General features: G+C 69.1%; 16 protein-coding genes and 1 pseudogene. 11 read left to right on the forward strand and 6 right to left on the reverse strand.

Annotation, left to right across the window (positions count from 1 at the left end; all coding sequences use genetic code 11):
• Positions 1–28: 28 nt before the first annotated feature.
• The gene (locus MKK50_RS08610) at positions 29–1,162 is read right to left on the reverse strand and encodes a M24 family metallopeptidase (RefSeq protein ID WP_135300049.1); all 1,134 of its coding nucleotides are present in this window, start codon (positions 1,160–1,162) and stop codon (positions 29–31) included.
• A gap of 196 nt (positions 1,163–1,358) precedes the next feature.
• Here MKK50_RS08610 and MKK50_RS08615 point away from each other — a divergent pair, with 196 nt between their 5' ends.
• Both MKK50_RS08615 and MKK50_RS08620 read left to right on the forward strand, forming a co-directional pair.
• On the forward strand, positions 1,359–2,129 hold the full coding sequence (locus tag MKK50_RS08615; protein WP_253374251.1) for an HpcH/HpaI aldolase family protein: 771 nt from the start codon (positions 1,359–1,361) through the stop codon (positions 2,127–2,129).
• A 45-nt stretch (positions 2,130–2,174) separates the two neighbouring features.
• Positions 2,175–3,056 carry an IclR family transcriptional regulator gene (locus tag MKK50_RS08620; protein WP_135300050.1) on the forward strand — a complete coding sequence of 294 codons (882 nt, stop codon included), beginning with the start codon at positions 2,175–2,177 and terminating at the stop codon, positions 3,054–3,056.
• 7 nt (positions 3,057–3,063) lie between these two features.
• On the opposite strand, the gene MKK50_RS08625 is transcribed toward MKK50_RS08620, so the two are convergent.
• Complete coding sequence (locus MKK50_RS08625) at positions 3,064–4,701, reverse strand: L-dopachrome tautomerase-related protein (protein WP_083530805.1); 1,638 nt, start codon at positions 4,699–4,701, stop codon at positions 3,064–3,066.
• A 171-nt stretch (positions 4,702–4,872) separates the two neighbouring features.
• Entirely contained in the window at positions 4,873–5,304 is a 432-nt protein-coding gene (locus tag MKK50_RS08630) for a VOC family protein (protein WP_060769334.1), read from the reverse strand.
• Between the two features lie 494 nt (positions 5,305–5,798).
• Here MKK50_RS08630 and MKK50_RS08635 point away from each other — a divergent pair, with 494 nt between their 5' ends.
• From MKK50_RS08635 to MKK50_RS08660, 6 genes are all read left to right on the forward strand, one after another.
• Entirely contained in the window at positions 5,799–6,482 is a 684-nt protein-coding gene (locus MKK50_RS08635) for a gluconate 2-dehydrogenase subunit 3 family protein (RefSeq protein WP_245517680.1), read from the forward strand.
• Between the two features lie 36 nt (positions 6,483–6,518).
• Positions 6,519–8,291 carry a GMC family oxidoreductase gene (locus MKK50_RS08640; RefSeq protein WP_135300051.1) on the forward strand — a complete coding sequence of 591 codons (1,773 nt, stop codon included), beginning with the start codon at positions 6,519–6,521 and terminating at the stop codon, positions 8,289–8,291.
• Between the two features lies 1 nt (position 8,292).
• Complete coding sequence (locus MKK50_RS08645) at positions 8,293–9,636, forward strand: c-type cytochrome (RefSeq protein WP_253374252.1); 1,344 nt, start codon at positions 8,293–8,295, stop codon at positions 9,634–9,636.
• 438 nt (positions 9,637–10,074) lie between these two features.
• Complete coding sequence (locus MKK50_RS08650; protein ID WP_210172759.1) at positions 10,075–11,454, forward strand: carbohydrate porin; 1,380 nt, start codon at positions 10,075–10,077, stop codon at positions 11,452–11,454.
• A 110-nt stretch (positions 11,455–11,564) separates the two neighbouring features.
• Entirely contained in the window at positions 11,565–13,271 is a 1,707-nt protein-coding gene (locus MKK50_RS08655; RefSeq protein ID WP_060769338.1) for a methyl-accepting chemotaxis protein, read from the forward strand.
• 26 nt (positions 13,272–13,297) lie between these two features.
• Positions 13,298–14,221, forward strand: coding sequence for a substrate-binding domain-containing protein (locus tag MKK50_RS08660; protein WP_060769339.1), 924 nt, complete (start codon positions 13,298–13,300; stop codon positions 14,219–14,221).
• Between the two features lie 292 nt (positions 14,222–14,513).
• On the opposite strand, the gene MKK50_RS08665 is transcribed toward MKK50_RS08660, so the two are convergent.
• Complete coding sequence (locus MKK50_RS08665) at positions 14,514–15,230, reverse strand: transposase (RefSeq protein ID WP_144439945.1); 717 nt, start codon at positions 15,228–15,230, stop codon at positions 14,514–14,516.
• A gap of 8 nt (positions 15,231–15,238) precedes the next feature.
• On the opposite strand from MKK50_RS08665, the pseudogene MKK50_RS08670 reads away from it, so the two are divergent.
• Positions 15,239–15,334: pseudogene (locus MKK50_RS08670) on the forward strand (IS5-like element ISMra2 family transposase); the annotation flags it as partial.
• Between the two features lie 157 nt (positions 15,335–15,491).
• On the opposite strand, the gene MKK50_RS08675 reads toward MKK50_RS08670, so the two are convergent.
• Positions 15,492–16,304: an IS5 family transposase gene (locus MKK50_RS08675; protein WP_060771171.1), complete on the reverse strand. Its 813-nt coding sequence runs from the start codon at positions 16,302–16,304 to the stop codon at positions 15,492–15,494.
• A gap of 458 nt (positions 16,305–16,762) precedes the next feature.
• Between MKK50_RS08675 and MKK50_RS08680 the strand changes: the two genes are divergently transcribed.
• Positions 16,763–17,239: a hypothetical protein gene (locus tag MKK50_RS08680; RefSeq protein ID WP_253374253.1), complete on the forward strand. Its 477-nt coding sequence runs from the start codon at positions 16,763–16,765 to the stop codon at positions 17,237–17,239.
• Between the two features lie 115 nt (positions 17,240–17,354).
• Positions 17,355–19,565, forward strand: a complete 2,211-nt coding sequence (locus MKK50_RS08685; RefSeq protein ID WP_253374254.1) for a ParB/RepB/Spo0J family partition protein — start codon at positions 17,355–17,357, stop codon at positions 19,563–19,565.
• Between the two features lie 10 nt (positions 19,566–19,575).
• On the opposite strand, the gene MKK50_RS08690 is transcribed toward MKK50_RS08685, so the two are convergent.
• Entirely contained in the window at positions 19,576–20,337 is a 762-nt protein-coding gene (locus MKK50_RS08690; protein ID WP_253374255.1) for a MucR family transcriptional regulator, read from the reverse strand.
• Positions 20,338–20,540 lie beyond the last annotated feature (203 nt).

The following is a 20,540-nucleotide window of genomic DNA, read 5'->3' on the forward strand; positions in this document are numbered from 1 at the left end:
CTGGGTGGGGATCGGTTCGGATGGGGGATCAGGCCGGGAGGCGGATCGGGGCGTCGCGCGGCTGCGCGGCCAGCGGGACGGCGGCGTCGGCGCCGACGACGAAGCTCTTCTCGACCTGCACGGAGGTGCCGTCGGCGAAGTGCCCGCCGGCTTCGAGGTTCACCACCATGCCGGGGGCGAGCACGGCATCGACCGGGTAGGTGCCGAGGCCGTCGCTCAGCACGGCGTCGCTCGGCGGCCCGAGCAGCGGCCATTCGCGGATGCCGAGGCCGAGGCCGTGCCCCTGCGCGACGAGGCCCGGGATCCGCCGCGCCTCGTCCTGCATCGCCGCCCAGGCCGAGGAAGCGGGCCGGCCCGGCCGCAGGGCGCGCTCGGCCGCCGCCAGCGCGGCGAGCGCGCCGGCGTGACGCTCGCGGTCGGCGGCCGTGAAGCCGGCCCGCGTCAGCGTCGTGCCGGTATCCGAGTAGTAGCGGCCACAGCGGGCACCGGCATCGAAGAAGAGGGCCGTGACGGGTTCCGGCGGCCTCGCGGCGTCGCACACGCCGCCGCCGGGCGCTCCGAAGACCAGGTGGTCGAAGTCGCAGTCCCGCTCCGCCAGGGCGACGCGGAACACGGTCCGCAGCGCCCGCGGATCGGCGTCGGCGGTCCAGGCGGCGAAGACGGCTTCCATCGCCGCCTCGGTGGCGGTCGCGGCCTCCCGCATCGTCCGGAGCGCCGCTTCGGTCTTCACCGCGCGCAGGCTGCGCAGCCAGAGCGAGGCGTCCCGGGTCGCCACCGGCTCCAGGCTTCGGGCGAGGCCGCGGCCGGCCCCGTCCCATTCCACACCGATGGTGCGGCCGGCGAGGCCCATCTCGGCCAGCAACAGGGACAGCGCGGCGTCGGCGTCGGCGGCCGGGCAGGCCCGGCCGTACAGCACGAGGCTGTCCGGCGCCGCCGCCTCGGCCGCCATCCGGGTGACCGCACGCGCCGCCAGCCCGACGCGACCGTCCCGGGTGAGGACGGCGTATCCGGCCTGGAAGGCGGCGTCGCCCGCGGGGCCGCCCATCCAGCCGCGCATCCGCTCGCCCAGCCACGTGAGATGGCCCGAGAGCAGAAACACGCTCTCGGGCGTCGTCGCGACGACGGCCTCAACGTCCCGTTCGCACAGATGCTCCGGTGTCATGTCTCCTCCCGCACTCCGTTCGACGGAGTGACTGGCTGTTCATATTTGAACTAGCGTTTCTGAGTAAGACTGCTAAAACAACCGGATCAACAGTACAACCCCTGATTCGTTGGCGGATCGATATTGCATTCTCGATGTCAGGGTGCTTCATATCGAAAACACGCAGTTCAGATATGAATTAATGGAGACGCGGAAGATGGTGGGCACCAAGCCGATGCCGTTCGGGGAACTGGTCCGATCGGGCACGACCTACGGCACCTTCGTCGGCCTCGGTTCGACGGTCGCGGCGGAGGTCTGCGCGCTGGCGGGCTTCGACTGGCTGCTGTTCGACCTCGAACACGGGGCGGGCAACGAGCGCGACCTGATCGGCCAGATCGCCGTCGCCAAACGCCACGGCGTCGGCACGGCGGTGCGCGTCGAGACGCCGACGCGCATCCGCTGCGGCCGCGTGCTCGACCTCGGCGTCGAGGCGGTGATGGCGCCCCGGCTCGACAGCGCCGAGGAGGCGGCGGCATTCGTCAGCCACCTGCGCTACCCGCCGCAGGGCGACCGCGGCGTCGCGACCTACCACTCCGCCGCCGCCTTCGGCCTCGATCCCGACTATCTCGGCCGTGCCAACGACGCCGTGGTGGCGATCGTGCAGATCGAGACGCAGCCGGCCCTGTCGGACGTGGAGCGCATCGCCCGCACGCCCGGCGTCGATGTCCTCTTCGTCGGGCCGCGCGACCTCGCCGCAGCCCTCGGCACCACGCCCTCCCTCGACGCGCCCGACTTCGCCGCCGCCCTGCGCCGCGTGGTCTCCGCCTGCCGCAGTGCCGGCATCGGCGCCGGCGTGCTCGCGGGCGACGCGGCCAGCGCCGCGCGCTACGTCCAGATGGGCTTCGCCTTCGTCGGGATCGGCTCCGATTCCGCCTTCATCGCCCAGGGCGGGCGGCAGGCGATCCGGGCGGCCAAGGCGTTGACGTGAGGCGCCGTCTCGGCGAGGTCGATCCTCGACGACGGGGAGTTGCCGATGCAGTCCGACGAGAAGCTCAAGTATAGCGCCCCGGCCGCCGCCTGCGCCGCCGACCTCCTGCTCGCCCTCGCGCGGGCGGACGGCCCGATGACGCTGGCGGCGCTGATCGAGCGGACGACCTATTCGCGCTCGCTGCTCTACCGCACCCTCAAGACCCTCGGCACCCGCGGCTTCGTCGTCGAGGAGGCCGCGCCCGGGATTTCGGGGAGCCTGCACTACCGTCTCGGCTCGGCCGCGGCGGAGATCGGCGGCGCCTACCAGAGCAACGTCCCGTTCGAGGAGAGCGTCCGCTCCGCCCTGCGCGCCCTGGCGCAGCGGACCGGTGAGACCGCGAGCGTGGCGACGATCGAGGGCGAGGACGTGCTCTACGTGATGCGCGAGGAGGGGCGCTACTCCGTGCTCGCGGTCTCGCGGGTCGGTAAGCGGCTGCCCGCCCACGCCACCGCCATGGGCAAGGCCCTGCTCGCCCGGTTCGACGACGGGGAGATCCGCGCCCTCTACGGGCGGGGCGAACTCCGGCGCTTCACCGGGAACACGATCACCGATTCCGGCGCCCTCCTGCGCAACCTCGCCGAGGTCCGCCTGCGCGGCTACGCGGTCGAGCATTCCGAACTGGTCCAGGGCCGCTGCTGCATTGCCTTCACGCTCCAGGCCGGCCCCGGTCCGGGCGACCTCCTGGGGATCAGCCTCTCCACCACGGAGGCGCGGTTCGAGGTCGAGCATGACGCGCTGATCCTGGAGGTTCTCTCCACGCGCGACGCGCTGCTGGCGGACCTGAGCCGGCGCCGGGTGCCGGGAGACCGGAAGGTCGCGCGCGACCTCACCGCCTCCCTCGGTGCGATCTCGCGCCGGTCGGTGCCGGCGGCGGCCGGCACCTGAACCCGGATCAGCCGCGGGCCGGAAATCGGCGCTCCTGGGTCGCGCCGGCATCGTAGCGGAGCGGCGAGCGGAAGGTCATGAACTCGACCCAGGTGCCCCACGGCATCCGGCCGAACCACAGCTGGTTGCCCGCCCCGGTCTCGCTGAGACCGAGGTCATTGGGGCCTTCGAGCAGCGTCCCGCCCGCGGCCGCGAACCGCTCCGTCGCCAGGGCGATGTCGTCCACGAACATGCTGAAGTGGTTGAGCCCGATATCGTTGATCCCCGCCGCCTCGGTGCGGGCGATCCCCGTGAGCTGGAACAGCTCGATGTTGGCCCCGTCGCCGAGGCGCATCTGGCAGGCGCCGCGCATGGTCGCGGTCTCCGGCAGGCCGTTGATCCGGCCGACATCGGCGGCCGTGAGCGGCGCGTCCGTCAGCTTGAGGTGGCGGTAGAGCACCGTCGCGCCGAACGCCTCCTCGAGGAAGCGGATCGCCGCCTCCATGTCCGGCACCGTCATCGCGACGTGCTCGATGCCGTGGATGTTGGACAGGCCCCGCGGCGGCGAACGGCCGGTTACCGCGTCGCCGAGGCGGATGCCGGCCAGCTCCCGCGGTAGTTGCAGGGCGAGGACCTGCCAGGGCGCCCGCGTGCGGTCGTCGCCCCCGGTGCCGGAGGCGAGGTTCTCGAGCTGGGAGGCGGGGACCAGCAGGCGGCGCTGCCCGTCGATGCAGATGGCGTCGGGCGAGGCCAGCCGGTCGTCCTGCACCAGCGTCAGCATCCGCCCCTGCGGCGTCAGCACGGCGATCCGGCGGTTCTCGGCGTCGGACAGGTAGAGGTTGCCCAGCGTGTCCATCGCCGTGCCGCCGATGGTCGGGATCTCGGCGATGGTCTGGATCGCCGACGCGAGGTCGGCATCGGTCAGGCTCTCGTCGGTGAGCAGGGCCGTCGCGATCCGGCGGACCGGCCCGGTCGGCGTCGCCCAGTAGAGCCAGGCCCCGTCGGCATCGAGTTCGATCATGTCGCTGGCGACCGCGGGCCGGCGGCCGTCGGCATCGGCCAGGATGCGGCCGCCCTGCCCCTTCTGCGCCGCGCCCTCGGGCTTGCGCAGAAGCGGGTGGCCGGAGAGGCGGCGCAGGGTCCGGTTCGCCGCCAGATCGTGGACGATGATGCCGCCGAGCCCGGAATCGGTGACGTAGAGCATGTGGTCGTGCAGGCGCAGGTCGTTCATCGTCGCGCCGGCCGGCAGGATGTCGTCGCCGAAGCGGAGCACCGCGAGCACGGTCCCGGTGCGCGGATCGAGGCGGACGATCTTCTGCCCGCCCGGCACGGCACGCTCGCCCACGGCCCCCTGATCGACGACCCACAGCGTCCCGTCGTTGAAGACGTGGACGGCGTTCACCATGACGAAGGCCGATTGCCCGTCGCCGCCCTGGCTCCACGCGTTCCACGCGCCACCGGGGAACGGCGACAGCGCCCCGTCCTGTTCGACCCTGACGAGCGAGGGGGTCTCTCTGTGGTCGGGGAAGCGCGGCAGGCCGAGGAACAGGGTGCCGTCCGGGGCGGCGGCGACGCCGTTGCACAGCCAGCGGGACTGCGCCGCGAGCGTGAGGACAGGCGTCGGCGCGGAGGCGGCACGCGCCGCCTGTGCGGTGGTCATCGACATGGGGGGCAGAACTCCGCTGGCGGCAAGCACGGCAAGCGCGGATCGACGGGTGAAATGCGGCGGCAGCATAGGGAGGCAAACGGGAGGCACAATCGATAGTGGCTGGCCGCGGGGGCAAGGGACTCTTGCGTCCTCGGCGAGAGTCCGGATGAGGACGAGCGCGGCGGGCCGCTACGTATCCTGCGCTTCGAGCGGGACTTCGGCGAAGATGCCCGTATCCGGCTCGACGAACTCGATCGTGTTGCCCTCCGGATCGGCCACGAAGAGCGTGCCGATCCCGAAATCGAGCGGGTCGCCGGCATCGGTCACGGCGTGGGTCTCGTATTCGAGGCTTGCCATGTACGGCGTCACGCCCTGGCGCAGCAGCGCCGCCGCGGTCTCGCGCAGGCTCTCGACCTCCAGCGCGAAGTGCTGCTCGATCCGGCCCGAGGCGGGCGCGTCGGGCGACGGCATCAGGTGCACGACGAAGCCGTTCCCGGCCCGCAGCCAGTTGGTCTTTGTCGGATGCGCGTCGAGGCCGATCACCTCGGTATAGAAGCGTCGCATCGCGTCGAGGTCGTGGGCGGCGATCGCCGTGTGATGCAGGCGCGTGACGCGGATCATGGCTATCCTCTTCGCAGGCGCGGCACCCGAGGCCCGCAGGTGACCGGCCGCCGCGCTCAAGGGCCGCGCGCAAGGGCGCTTCGACCGTCAACGGCCCGGCGCCGCGCCGGTCTCTCGCCGACAGGGCCAGGCTGTCTTGCCGGGCGGGAGGGGGAAGCGATGCGCCGACCTCGGATTTCTGCCGGCGCGGAGAGACACCGTGTCCGTTTCGGAAAGAGACCGCCGCGCAAGCTTGATTTATAGATATGCTAATTCAACGAGAGATCAGCAATTCGAGCGCGGCGTGAGATTTCGATAGTCATCGAGCGTGCTGCCAATGCTGCACGCACGCATGTCCGCAAGAATTGTGTGGCGACCCGACTTGTCGCTCGCATGGGGCCGCACCGCGGTGCCGGCCGATAGGCAGTCGCGCGTCACGATCTCAAAACCAAGCGCATGTCGATCGAAGTGTCGGCGCCGGGGGGAATATGAACAGAAGGCAGATACTCGCCTCGATGGCGGCCCTTGCCGGCAACGCCTCCACCGCGCAGGCTGCGGAACTCAGCGGCGAGATGCCCTGGGAGCCCGGTCAGGCGAACGTTCCGCCGCTGCCCGATTCCGGGTCGGAGCGCTTCGTGTTCTTCACGCCTGCGGAAGCCGAGGCCGTGGGCGCCATGGCCGACCGGATCATCCCGGCGGACGACCTGAGCGTCGGCGGCCGGGAGGCGGGCTGCGTCCGCTTCATCGATCGTGAACTCGCCGGCCCCTACGGCCGGGCGGCGACGCAGTACCGCCTCGGCCGCTTCGTCAAGGGAACCGCCGAGCAGGGCATCCAATCCCCTCTCGCCCCGGCCGACCGCTACCGGCTCGGCCTCGCCGCCCTCGATCGCCACTGCCGCGCGGCCCACGGCAAGGGCTACGCGAGCCTGCCCCCGGACGAGCAGGACAAAGTCCTCTCGGCGATGGAGGCCGGAACGCTCGACCTCGGCGAGGTCGATGCGAAGGAGATGTTCGAGCAGATCCTGCAGAACGTCCGCGAAGGCTTCCTCGCCGACCCGCTCTACGGCGGCAACAAGGATCTCGTCAGCTGGCGGATGCTCGGATTTCCCGGAGCACAGTACGATTTCCGCGATGTCATCGACTTGAAGGGAAAGAAGCTCGACTTCGTTCCGGTCAGCATGATCGACAAGTCCCTTTGATTTCTGCCCCTTGATCGTTCCGAAAGCTGTCGTCCGATGACCAATGTTCGTCCAAAAGCCGATGCCGTGATCGTCGGTCTCGGCTGGTGCGGCTCGCTCATGGCCGAGGAGCTGACCCGGGCCGGCCTCAATGTCGTCGCCATCGAGCGCGGCCCCTGGGTCGAGACGGCCGTCGATTTCCCGCCCTCCGTCGATATGGACGAACTGCGCTGGGACACCCGGCGGGCGATGCTGCTGCCGCCGGCGATCGAGACCATCACCTTCCGCAACGACCCGACCCAGAAGGCGCTGCCCGCGCGGGACTGGAACTTCAACGAGTGGGGCTACAATGTCGGCGGGTCGGGCACCCACTGGGCCGGCATGGCGTGGCGCTTCCTGCCGTTCGACTTCCAGCCCTACAGCATGACCGTCGCGCGCTACGGCGCCGAGCAGCTCCTCGACGGCCTGATCGTGCAGGATTGGGGCGTCACCTACGACGACCTCGAACCATTCTACGACCGGTTCGAGAAGATCGCCGGCGTGTCCGGCAAGGCCGGCAACCTCAAGGGCGAGAAGATCCCCGGCGGCAACATCTTCGAGGGGGCGCGCTCGGACGAGTATCCGCTGCCCCCCCTCAAGACGACCCGCCTGACCGACCTGTTCACCGAGGCCTCGGCCAGCCTCGGCTACCATCCCTTCATGGTTCCGGCGGGCCAGACCTCGGGGGCCTACACCAACCCGCTCGGCGTCCGGATGGGGCCCTGCACCTATTGCGGCTACTGTCTGTATTACGGCTGCGGCAACTGGTCGAAATCGACGCCCAACAACTGCGTCGTCCCGGCGCTGATGCAGCGCAAGAACTTCAGCGTGCTGACCGAATCGACGGTGCTGCGCGCCAACCTCGCCCCGGACGGGACCACCGCCACCGGCGTGACCTACGTCGACAAGGACAACCGGACCTGGGAGCAGCCGGCGGACATCGTCGTCTTCTCCGCCTTCCAGATGCAGAACGTGCGGCTGATGCTGCTCTCGAAGATCGGCAAGCCCTACGATCACGCGACCGGCGAGGGCGTCGTCGGCCGGGCCTACAGCTTCCAGACCGTGTCCGGCGCCAACATCTTCTTCGAGAACGAGTACCTGAACCAGTTCATCGGCGCCGGCGCCCTCTCGGCCCAGGTCGATGACTTCAACGGCGACAACTTCGACCATACCGGGATGGGCTTCATCGGCGGCGCCGGCATCCTCGTCGTCTCCCGCGGCGCCCGCCCGATCGGCAATGCCGACTTCCTCCCGCCCGGAACGCCCCGGTGGGGCAGCGCGTGGAAGAAGGCCTACACCCACAGCTTCCAGAACGGGACGTTCCTGTTCGGCCAGGGCACGAGCTTCGCGCACAAGGACGCCTATCTCGACCTCGATCCCGAGTACAAGGACATCCACGGCCTCCCGCTCCTGCGGCTCACCTACGACTACAACGAGAACGACCGCCGCTCGGCGAAGCTGATCGAGGACAAGAGCGTCGAGATCGGCCGGAAGATGGGAGCGAAGGTCGTCGTCGGCACGAACGCGACCAACCAGCACGCCTCGCCCTACCAGCTCGCCAGCGACCACACCAATGGCGGCGCGGTGATGGGGCTCGACCCGAAGACCAGCGCGCTCAACCGTTTCCAGCAGAGCTGGGACGTTCACAACGTCTTCGTCCTCGGCGCGTCGTCCTTTCCCAACAACGCCGGCTACAACCCGACCGGAACGGTCGGCGCCCTGACCCTCTGGACTGCGAAAGCGATCATCGAGACTTATCTCGACAAGCGCGGTCCGCTGGTGGCGAATTGAGGTGACGACCGTGACCTTGCTCCTGCGCACCCTCCTCGCCACCGCAGCGCTCTCGCTCTGCCTTCCCCTCGGGAGCGTCGCCTCGGCCCAGTCCGAGCCGGCACCGATCCAGACGAAGGACGTCGACGCGCCCAAGGTGGTGGAGGCGCCGAAGACGGAGGCCGACCCCGCCATCGAGCGCGGGCGCTACATCGCGGTGGCCGCCGACTGCGTGGCCTGCCACACCAATCCGAAGAGCGGGAAGCCGTTCTCCGGCGGCTACGCCCTGGAGACCCCGTTCGGCACGCTGCTGTCGAGCAACATCACCTCCGACCCGGAGACCGGCATCGGCCGCTGGACCGAGGCGGAGTTCACCCGCGCCCTGCGCGAGGGGCTCGGGAAGGAGGGGCAGCACCTGTATCCGGCGATGCCGTACACGAGCTACACCAAGATGTCCGATCGCGACGTCCACGACCTGTGGCTCTACATGAAGACCGTGCCGCCGGTCCGCAACGCCGTCGTCACCAACCAGCTTCCGTTTCCCTTCAACATCCGCGCCCTGCTGATGGGGTGGAACCTGATGTTCTTCGAGCAGAAGCGGTTCCAGCCGAGGGCCGACCGGTCCGCCGCCTGGAACCGCGGCGCCTATCTCTCCGACGCGCTTGCCCATTGCGGCGCCTGCCACACGCCGAAGAACGTCCTCGGCGGCGACAAGACGAGCAAGGCCTATCACGGCGAGGTCCTGCAATCGTGGTACGCCCCCGACATCACCACGAGCAAGACCGGCGGCATCGGCGACTGGTCGAAGGACGACATCGTCCAGTATCTCAAGATCGGCAGCAACCGGATGGCGGTCGCCTCGGGGCCGATGGCCGAGGCGGTGACGAACTCGACCCAGCATCTGAGCGACGCCGATCTCGCCGCGGTCGCCGACTATCTCCAGTCGCTGCCGCCGAGCCCCGCGACCGAGGCGAGGCGCGTCGCCGCCCCCGATCCGGTCATGGCCCAGGGCAAGCGCGTCTTCGACGCTCAGTGCAAGGCATGCCACGCCTCCGACGGAACCGGAATCCGGCACATGACGCCGAGCTTCCCCGGCAACACCGCCGTGCAGTCGCACGAGGTCGCCGGCATCGTCCGGACCGTGCTGGCGGGCGCACGCGGCGCGATCACGGCTGAGAATCCGACGGGGGCGGCGATGCCGTCCTTCGCCTGGAACCTGTCGGACCAGCAGATCGCCGCGGCTCTGACCTACATCCGCAACAGCTGGGGCAACGCCGCGCCGCCGGTCACCACCGAGGCCGTCGCCGCCACCCGCAAGGCCCTCAACCTCAACGCCGTCGGGCGCGCGCCCCACCCGGTCCCGTGAGGGGCGGCGCCCGACGCATGGCCCCGCGCGAAAGGCCGGCTGCACCGCCGCGCTCACAGCGGATGAGGTCGGGAGCGGACGTTTCGCGAACCGCCCTGTACCTCCAGGGCGAGCCGTGCTCGCGCGCGGAGCCGGTAGAGAACGACACCCGCGGGATCGGCCGCACGAGCGGGAGAAGTTGAGGCCAGAGCCTCCGCTTCGTCTCGGCCGTCACCTGCGCCCTGCCCCGCGCCGCCTCGCTCCGAATCCTTCCGCCTGCGGGTTGATCGGCGCGAAGTAGACGGTCAATGCTTCGCAAATATAATTTATTGAGCGGAATAATTCCGTTTTCATCGCGCTATTACTGAGAATCCACCAATCAAACTGCGGGTGTTCAAGTCTATGTCGCCCCTAAAAAGACGGCTTCTCGCCACGCTGTCAATCGCCGCCGTGCCGCTGATGAGCGCCGCGCAGGCCGAGCCCGGGCATGGTTCCCGCGCACGATCCCGGCACGCCCCCGCGGCGGGAGGGGAGGCATCTCCGGGCGTCGTCCCGACCGCGTCGCGTCCCTCGACGGCGGATTCGTCCCGGCCGGCGCCGCCCGGCAGCCTCGACACGCAGGCCGCCGCGCCCACCTGGGGCGTGCTGGGCAACTTCGGAGGCCTGCGCGACGACCTCTTCCGCGCCGGCATCCGCACGGACGGCAGCTTCGATTACCAGACCTCGACCAACATCCAGGGCGGCCCCTACCAGTCCCTGCGCGGCGCCGGACAGCTCGCCCTGCGCGCCGCCGTGGACATGGACCGCTTTGCCGGCCTCGCGGGCGGCACCTTCAACCTCGCCCTGACCTACCGCTTCGGTCGCGGCCTCACCGCGGACCAGCACCTTAACGTGCTCCAGCAGACCGAGGAGATCTTCGGCCGCGGCCGCTTCCCGCGGCTAACCCAGCTCTCCTACACCCAGCGCTTCGGCGAGTTCGTCGATCTCAAGTTCGGCCGCCTGCCCGTCAGCGCCGACTTCGCCGGCTTTCCTTGTGAGTTCCAGAACCTGACGTTCTGCGGAAACCAGCCCGGCAACCTTGTCGGCAATTATTGGTACAACTGGCCCGTCTCGCAATATGCCGCCCGCCTGCGGCTCGGCAATCTCGACACCGGCTACCTCATGGCCGGCGTCTACCAAGTCAATCCGCGCGACCTCGAGAACGGCTTCAACTTCGACCCGACCGGTGCCGCCGGTGCGCTGGCCATCGTTGAGGCCGCCGCCTTCCCGACGCTCCCGCCCTTCACCTATCGCGGCAGCTACACGGTCGGCGCGTGGTACCAGACCGGCGGCGGCCCCGACCTCTTCCTCAACCGCGACGGCCTGCCCCTGGCGTCGGCCGGCGGGCTGCCACTCGCAAACCGCGACCGCAGCGGTCTCTACGGCGTGGCCGTGCAGGAACTCTACCGGCCCGATCCCGGCAACCCGCTGCGCAACCTCTCCGCCTTCGTCCGCGTCACGCTGGCCAACTCCTCGACGTCGCTCATCGACAGGCAGGAGACCATCGGCCTCGTCTACAAGGGCTTCTGGGCCGAGCGGCCCTTCGATTGGATCGGCGTCGGCATCGGCCAGTCACATGCCAGTCGGGCCCTGGCGCAGAGCGTCCAGATGGCCAACCTGCTCGATGGTGGCGTCCGCGCGCTCCCCGGATACGAGCGCGCGTTGGAGGTCTTCTACAGCCTCGCCCTCTCTCCCGACGTGGTGGTCCGGCCCAACATCCAGTTCATCAACCGTCCCGGCGGCGTCGGCGGGCGGGACGACATCCTGGTCTTCGGCGTCAAGAGCGGCGTCACGTTCTGACCCGGACAGGCATGGGGCCAGCGCAGCAATGCGGCCCGCGCCGACGCAAACGCCCCGCCCTTCCACGATCAAACTCCATTCGGACCCGTCCTCCTCAAAGGTTCGCCGCCATGCCGATCAGCAAGAGAATTCGCTCGATCAATCTACGATCCATCAAGTCGAAAATCATCGGTACGTTCGCGATCCTGGTTGTGTTGTCCGGCCTGACCGGCGGCTTCGCGATCCTCAAGGTCGATCAGGTCTCGGCGATCGGCGCGGCGCTGGCCCGTCAGGTCGAGGCCGTGACCTTGCTGGGCGACCTCGCCCGGCTCAGCCAGCAGCTCCGTGCGCTGACGGCGCTGCAGCACTACAGCCCGAACGAGACGCAGCGCAGCGCCTATGCGCGGGAAGCCGAGGAGGGCCGCGTCGCCTTCTCGAAGGCCTGGGGCGACTACGCGACCCTGATCGAGGGCGCGCGCGAGACCCAGCTCGCCGAAACCCTGCGTAACGCGTGGCAGCACTTCCTGGCGATCGAAGAGGAGATCCTCATCCTCGACCGGGCCGGCCTGAACGAGACCGGAACAGCTGTGCTGCAGGGTGACATGCTCTCGGAGGCCGCCAACTTCTACACCGCGGTGCGGGCCGTGCAGGCCTATCGTCAACAGGAGGTCGAGATCGCCACGGCCGCCGCCCAGGAGATCCGCGCCTCGGCCCGCTTCTGGATCGTCTCGGCCTTGGCCTGTCTGCTGACGCTCTGCACGCTGGCCGGCTGGCTTCTGACGATGACGATCTCCCACCCGATCGGGCGCATGACCGGCGTGATGGGCCGGCTCGCGGATGACGACATCGGCGTCGAGGTCCCCGATCAGCGCCGCTCCGACGAGATTGGCCTGATGGCAGCCGCGGTTCAAGTCTTCAAGGACAACATGATCCGCAACAAGGCTCTCGAGGCCGAAGTGGCCGCCCAGCGCGCCGGGGCGGAGGCGCAGCGCCGGACCGCCATGCGCGAGTTGGCGGACGCATTCGACCAGTCGGTCGGCGGGATCGTCACGGCCGTCTCCTCGGCGGCCGTTCAGATGCAGACGACCGCCCGCCACCTCTCGGTGTCGGCCGAGGCCACCTCGGTGCGCGCCGTGGCGGTCTCCGCGGCGGCCGAGGAAGCCTCCGTCAACATCCATTCGATCGCGGGCGCTGCCGAGGAACTCGATGCCTCGGTGACGGAGATCGGCGTCCAGGTCGAGCGCTCCTCGGCGATGTCGCAGGCCGCCGTTCGGGAGACCGAGGGAATGACTGCGCTGGTGCGCGAGCTGACGGGCGTGGCCGCCAGCATCGGCGACGTCGTCGACACCATCGCCGGCCTTGCGGGCCAGACCAACCTGCTGGCGCTCAACGCCACGATCGAAGCGGCGCGGGCCGGGGAAGCCGGCCGCGGCTTCGCGGTCGTGGCCACGGAGGTCAAGGAACTCGCCAACCAAACCTCCCGTTCGGCCAGCGAGATCACGGCCAAAATCGAGGCGATCCAGTCCTCGACGGGACGGACCGCCACGGCCATCGATGGCATCTCCGCCTCGATCCGCTCGATCAACGAGACGGCGACCGCCATCGCGTCGGCCATCGAGGAGCAGGGGGCGGCGACGCGCGAGATCGTTCAGGCCATTGCCCAGGCCTCGAGCGGCACCGGCGAGGTGACCGCCAACATCTCCGGCGTGGCGAGCAACGTCGAGGAAACCGGGACCGGCGCCGCGCAGGTTCTGAGTGCCTCGGGCGAACTCGCCCAGCAATCCGATCTGCTGCGCCGACAGGTGCAGTCGTTCCTCGACACCGTCCGTGCCGCCTGACGTCCGCGCTTCCACCGAGGCTTGCCATGAAGCAACTCACCAGATCCCTGCCCGCCGCCCTGCTGCTGATCGCTCTCGCCGCACCGGCCGCCGCCGAAACGAAATTCACCCTCTTGATGTCGGAGGTGGGCGATCCCTTGCTCGACAGCCTGCAGGCCTCCGTCCTCAACACGGCCACCTCCAAGTTCTCCGCCTCGGTCGATGTGGCGCAGGCGGCCGGTAACGGGGGAACCCAAGTGGTCCAGGGTCGGGCCGCCCTCGACGCGAAGCCGACAGCCCTGATCGTCAATCCCGTCGACGACGCCAGCGCCAGGACGATCACCGAGATGGCCGCGGCGGCCGGGATTCCGGTGGTGTTCGTGAACAAGCGCCCGAGCGGTCCGGTGGCCCATAGGATGGCGATCGTCAGCGCGAACCACCTCGTCGCAGGTCGGGTTCAGATGCGATTGCTCGCGCAGGGTCTCGGGGATCGCGGCAACGTGGCCATACTGCGCGGCAAGGACAGCGACAACGCCGCCCAGGAGCGCACCGCCGGCATGAAGGAGATCCTCGGGCAACGGCCGGGGCTGAAGCTCCTGGCGGAGGCGAGCGCCGATTGGAGCCGGCGGCGGGCGCAGGATCAGGTGACGGCATGGCTGCGCAGCGGCCTGAAGCCTGACGCCATCGCCGCCAACAACGACGAGATGGCGCTCGGTGCGGTGGCCGCCCTCAAAGCGGCCGGCCTGTCGGGCAAGGTCTTGGTCGGCGGCGTCGACGGAACCTCGGACGGGATTGCGGCCGTGAAGAGCGGCGAATTGTTGGTCAGCGTCCTTCAGGATGCGCCGATGCAGGGGGCCCAGGCGGTGAACGATGCCGTGAAGCTCGCCCGCGGAGAGTACGTGCAGCCCTACGACTGGGTGCCCCATCGATTGATCCTGCCGACGCGCGGCGACTTGGCAAACGGACGATGACGTGTGCAGTTCATAGAATCGAAACCAAGCCAAGGCGTTGCGTTATCTGAGGGTCTGTGACTCTTGACCCCGATTCGCCAGATTGGCCGCGCCGGGCGAAAGTTGTCGATGCGATCGCCTTCTACCGGGCGCAGGAATTCGAACGCTGTTGGCCGATCAACATCGCCGATCGGCTATCGGTCAGGTCGGATCACCTCCATCGCGGCTGAAGCGCGAACGATCTCCCGATCGCCCACGCAGGTCGCGATGCCAATCGTCGATTGAACCGCGCCGGGTTTCCCGGCAACTGTAATCACGCAACGGTGGCGGGATCGTAATCGGTGCCGGTGGCGAGCATGGCGTTGAGCGTGATGAGGAGCTTGCGCGCAGTCGCGATCAGGGCCGCCTTGGTCGGCTTGCCGGCCAAGGCCAGACGCTCGCGGAACGTGCGGAAGACGGCGGAGCGGCGCGAAGCCTGGAGCGCCGCGAGATAGAGGATCGTTCGCACGACCGGCCGCCCTCCGCCGATGTTACGCGGGCCGACGCGCTTGCCGCTGTCACGGGCGATCGGCGCCAAGCCGGCCAAGGCTGCGATGCGGCGTCGGTCGAGTTGCCCGAGTTCCGGCATCTCGGCAATCAGTGTCGCGGCGACGATAGGGCCGACGCCCGGCGCAGTCTGGAGCCGGCGGCCGATGGCCTGTGTCTCGGGATCGGCGTCGACCAAGGCGGCCATCAGCGCCTCGACCTTGGCGATGCGCCGGTCGAGAAGAGCGATCAGGCTGGTGATGTCGGCACGGGCCTGCTTGTCTGTAGTCTGCTGGAGCCGCGTGGCCTCCTGCTTGCGGATCTCGACAAGCTGACGGCGGCGCGTCGCCTGGGCCTGGAGCACGCGACGCGCCGCCGTTACCGGCTGCGTGGGTGCCGGTCGCAGCCGGGCACCCAGCTCGGCGAGCATGCGCGCGTCCACGCGGTCGGTCTTTCCGATTACCCCCATGGCCCGTGCGAAGTCGCGGGCTTGGCGCGGGTTCACGCGGCTGGCTCAAGCAGCATCGCCGCATCGCCACCCGCTACGAGAAACGGGCCGCCAACTACCTCGCCATGGTCACGCTTGGCATCACCATGCTCTGGCTCACATGGCTTTGCAGAGACCGCCAAGGATCGAATTGCGGCAACAAATTCGACAAGAAAAGGCTCCTTCAAACTATCCAGCGGCATGTCAGCGGTTTACTTTGCAACAAATGTCGCATTCGAGCTTGAGACAAGTGTCGCAAGTTAGAGTCCGTCCGATAAGTCATGATGCTCGCCCGAGCCTTCGGACGAGGATCATGACGGCGGCGGCGTAGAGGAAGGCCTGGGCCGAGGCGAGGGTCGCTTCCGGGTCCTTCCAGAGGCGTCGGTTGCGGCTGATCCATCCGAAGAAGCGTTCCACCACCCATCGGCGTGGATGCACGGCGAAGCCGACCTGATCCTTCGGTTTGCGCACGATGTCGATGGTGATGACGGTGGCGGTCGCGGGTCTGTCGCCGGCATAGCCTGCATCGGCGAAAGCTCTGACGATGAACGGGAAGGTCCGCCGCGACAGGCGCAGCACCGGTCCAGCCCCATCGCGATCCTGAATGTCGGCGGTCTGCGGATCGAGCACGAGGGCGCGCCCGTCCGTGTCGACCAGGGCCTGACGCTTGCGGCCCTTGACCTTCTTTCCAGCGTCGTAGCCGCGCGGGCCGCCGCTCTCGGTGGTCTTCACGCTCTGGCTGTCGAGCACGGCCGCCGTCGGCGAGGCCTCGCGACCGGCCCGCTCCCGGTCGGCCATGACCAGGGCGTGGTTGATCCGCCCGAACAATCCCTCGTCCCGCCAGCGGCTGAAGTAGCCGAACGTCGTGCTGCGCGGAGGGAGATCCTTTGGGATCAACCGCCATGCGATGCCGCCGCGCAGCACGTAGAAGATCGCGTTCAGGACCTCCCGCATCGTCCAGACAGGCGGACGACCACGCGAGGCGGGCTCTGGCATCATGGGCGCGATCACCGCCCATTCCGTATCCGTCAGGTCGGTTTCGTATCGAAGGCGCGCACGGTTATGCTGCCGGCGAGGGGTCGGGGTCCACATGGCACGTCCAGATGAGGCTTCAGCACCCTTCTGGAATCACCGCCATTCCGGCCACTCAACCCCTGCCGGACGTTATCGGACGGGCTCTAAGGCGCACGGTATTGCAGGCGAAAGCAGACGGGCCGTGCCAGCCGGCCCTGCCGGGGAGGATCGGCCGCCCCGGCCTCGGCGGAGGCCCCGCTTGCAATGGAGTAATGCCGATGTGGTTTCTGCCACTGAGCATTACGCTTGATATGAAAAGGACCCGGAGCAGTTGGACGCTGCGTCTCCGGGTCCGATTCATCATCTAAGCGAAACGGGGGGGCGGGGAAACCTGCCCTCCCACTCCAGGGGCGAATATAGCGCATCGCACAGACCTTCGCCAGATCAGGCGCCCGGCCCCTCACAGCGAGAGGAGGCCCCTTCGCCCGTGCAGGATCGCCGGCTTCCAGCGGATCCGCGACGAAGGAGCGAGCACCATGGGCGAGATCGTGATGACCACCGTGACCATTGGCGGCCCCCTACGGGGCCGGGATGCCGTCGCAGCGCTGGTCGAGGCGGCAGAGGCGTACTTCGCCGAGGCCGAAAGCCTCGTGCGCGACGCCATCGCCGACGGCACGAGCGTGACCTTCGAGGGCGAACAGAATTTCGGGCTGACCCCGAGCCTCGACGCGTTCTGTCGGGAGTACGGGCTGTCCTACCACCGAGCCTGGATCGCACGGCCCGGCGTGTTCGAGGCGGGCGTGAAGCACTGGAAGCCGGGCATGGCGAGCCCGGTGGAGGAAGCGGCCGACGAGGGCGGCGACCCGGTCATCACCCTGGCGGCGCTGAGAAACTGCAATGACGCCGGCGAGACCCTACCCGACATCCTGGCGCGGCTCGAGAAGGCTGAGGCTGCCGCCGTGCCGCCGCTGACCCTGGTCGAGGACGCCGACGCCTGGCAGGCCGCTGCCTGATCCTTTCCCGCTCCCGTCCCGAGGCCCCCTTCCGAGAGTCAGAGGGGGGCTTCGCCTTCGTGAGGGTTTTTAGGTCGGACAGAGAGCCGGCCGCCCGAGCCAGGGATGACGGACCATGACCAGCGCGAAGACCACCACGAAGGCCGCCGCCAAGATCACGCTGAGCGAGCCGACCGCGATCCCGTTCGACAAGCTCGTCTTGAGCCAGGCGAACGTGCGCCGGATCGCCAACGGGCAGAGCATCGAGGACCTGGCCGAGGACATCGCCCATCGCGGCCTGATGCAGAACCTGAACGTGCGCCCGATCCTCGACGAGGCCGGTCAGGAGACCGGCCGCTACGAGGTGCCCGCCGGCGGCCGGCGCTTCCGGGCGCTGGAGCACCTCGTGAAGACCCGCCGCATGGCCAAGGGCGTCAAGGTCCCGTGCCTGGTGCGCGCCCCCGACAGCGCGATCAGCGCCGAGGAGGACTCGCTGGCCGAGAACGCCCACCGCGAGGCCCTGCACCCGCTCGACCAGTTCCGAGCCTTCAAGACGCTCGCCGACGCCGGCATGCCGACCGCTGACATTGCGGCCCGGTTCTTCGTCTCGGAGAAGATCGTCGGCCAGCGGCTGCGGCTTGCCGCGATCAGCCCGGTGCTGCTCGACGCCTACGGTGCCGGCGAGATGACGCTGGAATGCCTGATGGCGTTCTCCGTCACCGAGGATGCCGAGCGGCAGGTTCGGGTCTGGGAGGCGTTGAGCAAGCGTGGCAGCTTGAGCAACTGGGGGATCCGGCAAGCCCTGACCGACCGCACGGTGAGCGTGGGCGATGCCCGCGCCCGCTACGTCGGCGAGGAGGCCTACGTGGCGGCGGGCGGCACGGTCCTGCGCGACCTGTTCGCGGAGCGCGGCGACGGGTGGTTCGAGGATGAGGCCCTGCTCAACCGGTTGGCCGAGGCGAAGCTGGCCGAGTTCAGCGCGCGCGTGGCCGCGGAGGGCTGGAAGTGGATCGAGGTGTCGCTGTCGCTGATGACGGGGCGCACCTACGGCCTGCGCAACCTGCCGACCCGCTCCGAGCTGAGCGAGGCCGAGCAGGAGGCGTTCGAGGCTGCGTTGGAGGAGCGCGAACAACTCGACAGCGACTACGGCTACAGCGACGAGGAGTGGCCCGCCGAGGCTGCGGATCGGATGGCGGCGCTGGAGGATGAGATCGCCGCGTTCGAGGCGCGCGCCGAGATCTACGACCCGGCCGACATCGCGATCGGCGGCGCCTTCGTCACGCTCGACTACCAGGGCCAGCCGACGGTGCGGCGTGGCTACGTCCGGCCGCAGGATGAGCCAGCGGAGGAACCGGGCGCCGACGAGACCGGGGTTGCTGGCGCGGCGGGTCCGGAGGCGGCCCGTGATCCGGCTGCGCCGTCCGTGGGCGGGGGCGAAGGTGTCGCGTCAGCCCCGGCGGTGATGCGGACGATCATCACCATCGGCGGCAGCTCGACCGCAGCCGGCCCGGTGGCAGAGCCGGAGGAAGCCGACCGCCCGCTCTCCGAGCAGCACCGGAGCGAGCTGACCAGCTATCGCACCATCGCCCTGCGCGAGGCGCTGGCCGACGATCCGGAGGCCGCCTTCATCGCCGTGGTCCACGCCATGGTGATCCGCGTCATCGTCAACGGCTACCGCACCGGCACCTGCCTCGAGGTGTCGACCACGTCGAGCCGGGTCGATCACACCGTCCAGGGCCTCGGCGCCTACCGGCCGGCGACCGCCCTCGATGCGAAGCGCGAGGCGTGGGCCAAGCGCCTGCCGGCCGACCACGGCGCGATCTGGGATTTCCTGGTCGGCCTGGATCCGGAGCAGCGCACCGAGCTGTTCGCGCTCTGCGCGGGCTTGAGCGTCAACGCGATGCACACGCCCCACGATCGGCGGCCCGAGGCATTGCCGCACGCCGACCGCCTGGCCCAGCTCGTCGGGCTCGACATGACCCGCGACTGGACGCCGACGGCGGCCAACTACTTCAGCCGCGTGACCAAGGGGAAGATCCTGGCGGCGGTGCGGGAGGCGAAGGGCGAGGACACCGCGCGCCTCCTCGACAGCCTGAGGAAGGGCGACATGGCGCGCGAGGCCGAGCGCCTGATGGCCGAGAGCGGCTGGCTGCCCGAGCTTCTGCGCACGCCCGGCCTCAATGCGGATGCGGTGGGCGAGGACCGACCCGCCCTGCCGGAGGCGGACGCCGCCGTCGGCGAGGAGATCGAGGCCGGGGCGGTCGATGCGCTCCCGGAGTTCCTGGCCGGAGACGACGGAATCGGCAGCGATCCGGAGGACCGGGCATACGCCATCGCCGCCGAGTGAGCGCTGGGCGTCAGACGGCGCTCGCGACCTGCGCCGGCGCCGCGCGCCGGTGCCATTCCCCCGAGCCGAAGGGCTCGGGGTTCTTCGTGTCGGGTTTGGCTGCGCTGCGGTCGTGGAGCGAGAGAGGACGCTCCGGCCGGGGCCGCTCGCCTCGGATGCGATCCGAGCTGGACGCCTTCGGCTTGGCCGGGGTCCCGTCGTGCTGCACCGTCGCCTTGGCTTTGGCTTTGAGGACGTAGGCCTTTCGCGGCTTGGCCGTGCTGCGATCGTACTTCCCGAGCTTCCTCTGCCGAGCGAGTTCGGCGCGATGCTTCATGTCGAATGCCGGCATCATCGGGTAGTCGTCCGGCAGGCCCCACTTCGCGCGGTAGGCATCCGGCGTCAGGCCGAAGAGACGCAGATGCCTGCTGAGCATGCGATAGGGCTTGTTGTCCTCGAAGCAGACCAGGAACGTCTCGTGGATCGAGTCCGCAATCTCCTTGCGCGTGAGGGCGCGCGCTGCGGCCTGCATGCGGGGGCGGTCCGACCCAACGAAAGCATCTTGCGGCAAGACATCTTGCGGCACGACCGGCTCGATCTCGTCGTCGGGCGCGGACCGGAGCGCCCTGGACACCGTCGTGATGAGTGCGGCAAGCGCCTCCGGCGGTAACCTGTTGCCGGCGACGTACCCCTTCACGATCTGAACCGTGCACCGCACGATCTCGTCGTTTTCGCTCGCTTGCGGCCGGCTCAACCGAATTATCCCTCGGCGACTTCTTTCGAGCGCATGCATGAGAAGATTTCTTCATCGAGTCAATCATCTGAAAGTTTCACTACCTTTCCTGAGGTGCGGGCATGGCCGATTAGGTCTTGAACACCCTCTGAAGTATATTTGAGCGGGGATTAAAAGGCAGAGGAAGGAAGCCGGAGATCGAGCCGGCGCGAGCGCGAGAGAGAGAGCCTTGCGGACCGGCGTGAGCCCTACAGGAGGCCGCC

The organism is Methylobacterium sp. J-043, assembly GCF_022829505.1.
Taxonomy (GTDB): domain Bacteria; phylum Pseudomonadota; class Alphaproteobacteria; order Rhizobiales; family Beijerinckiaceae; genus Methylobacterium; species Methylobacterium extorquens_A.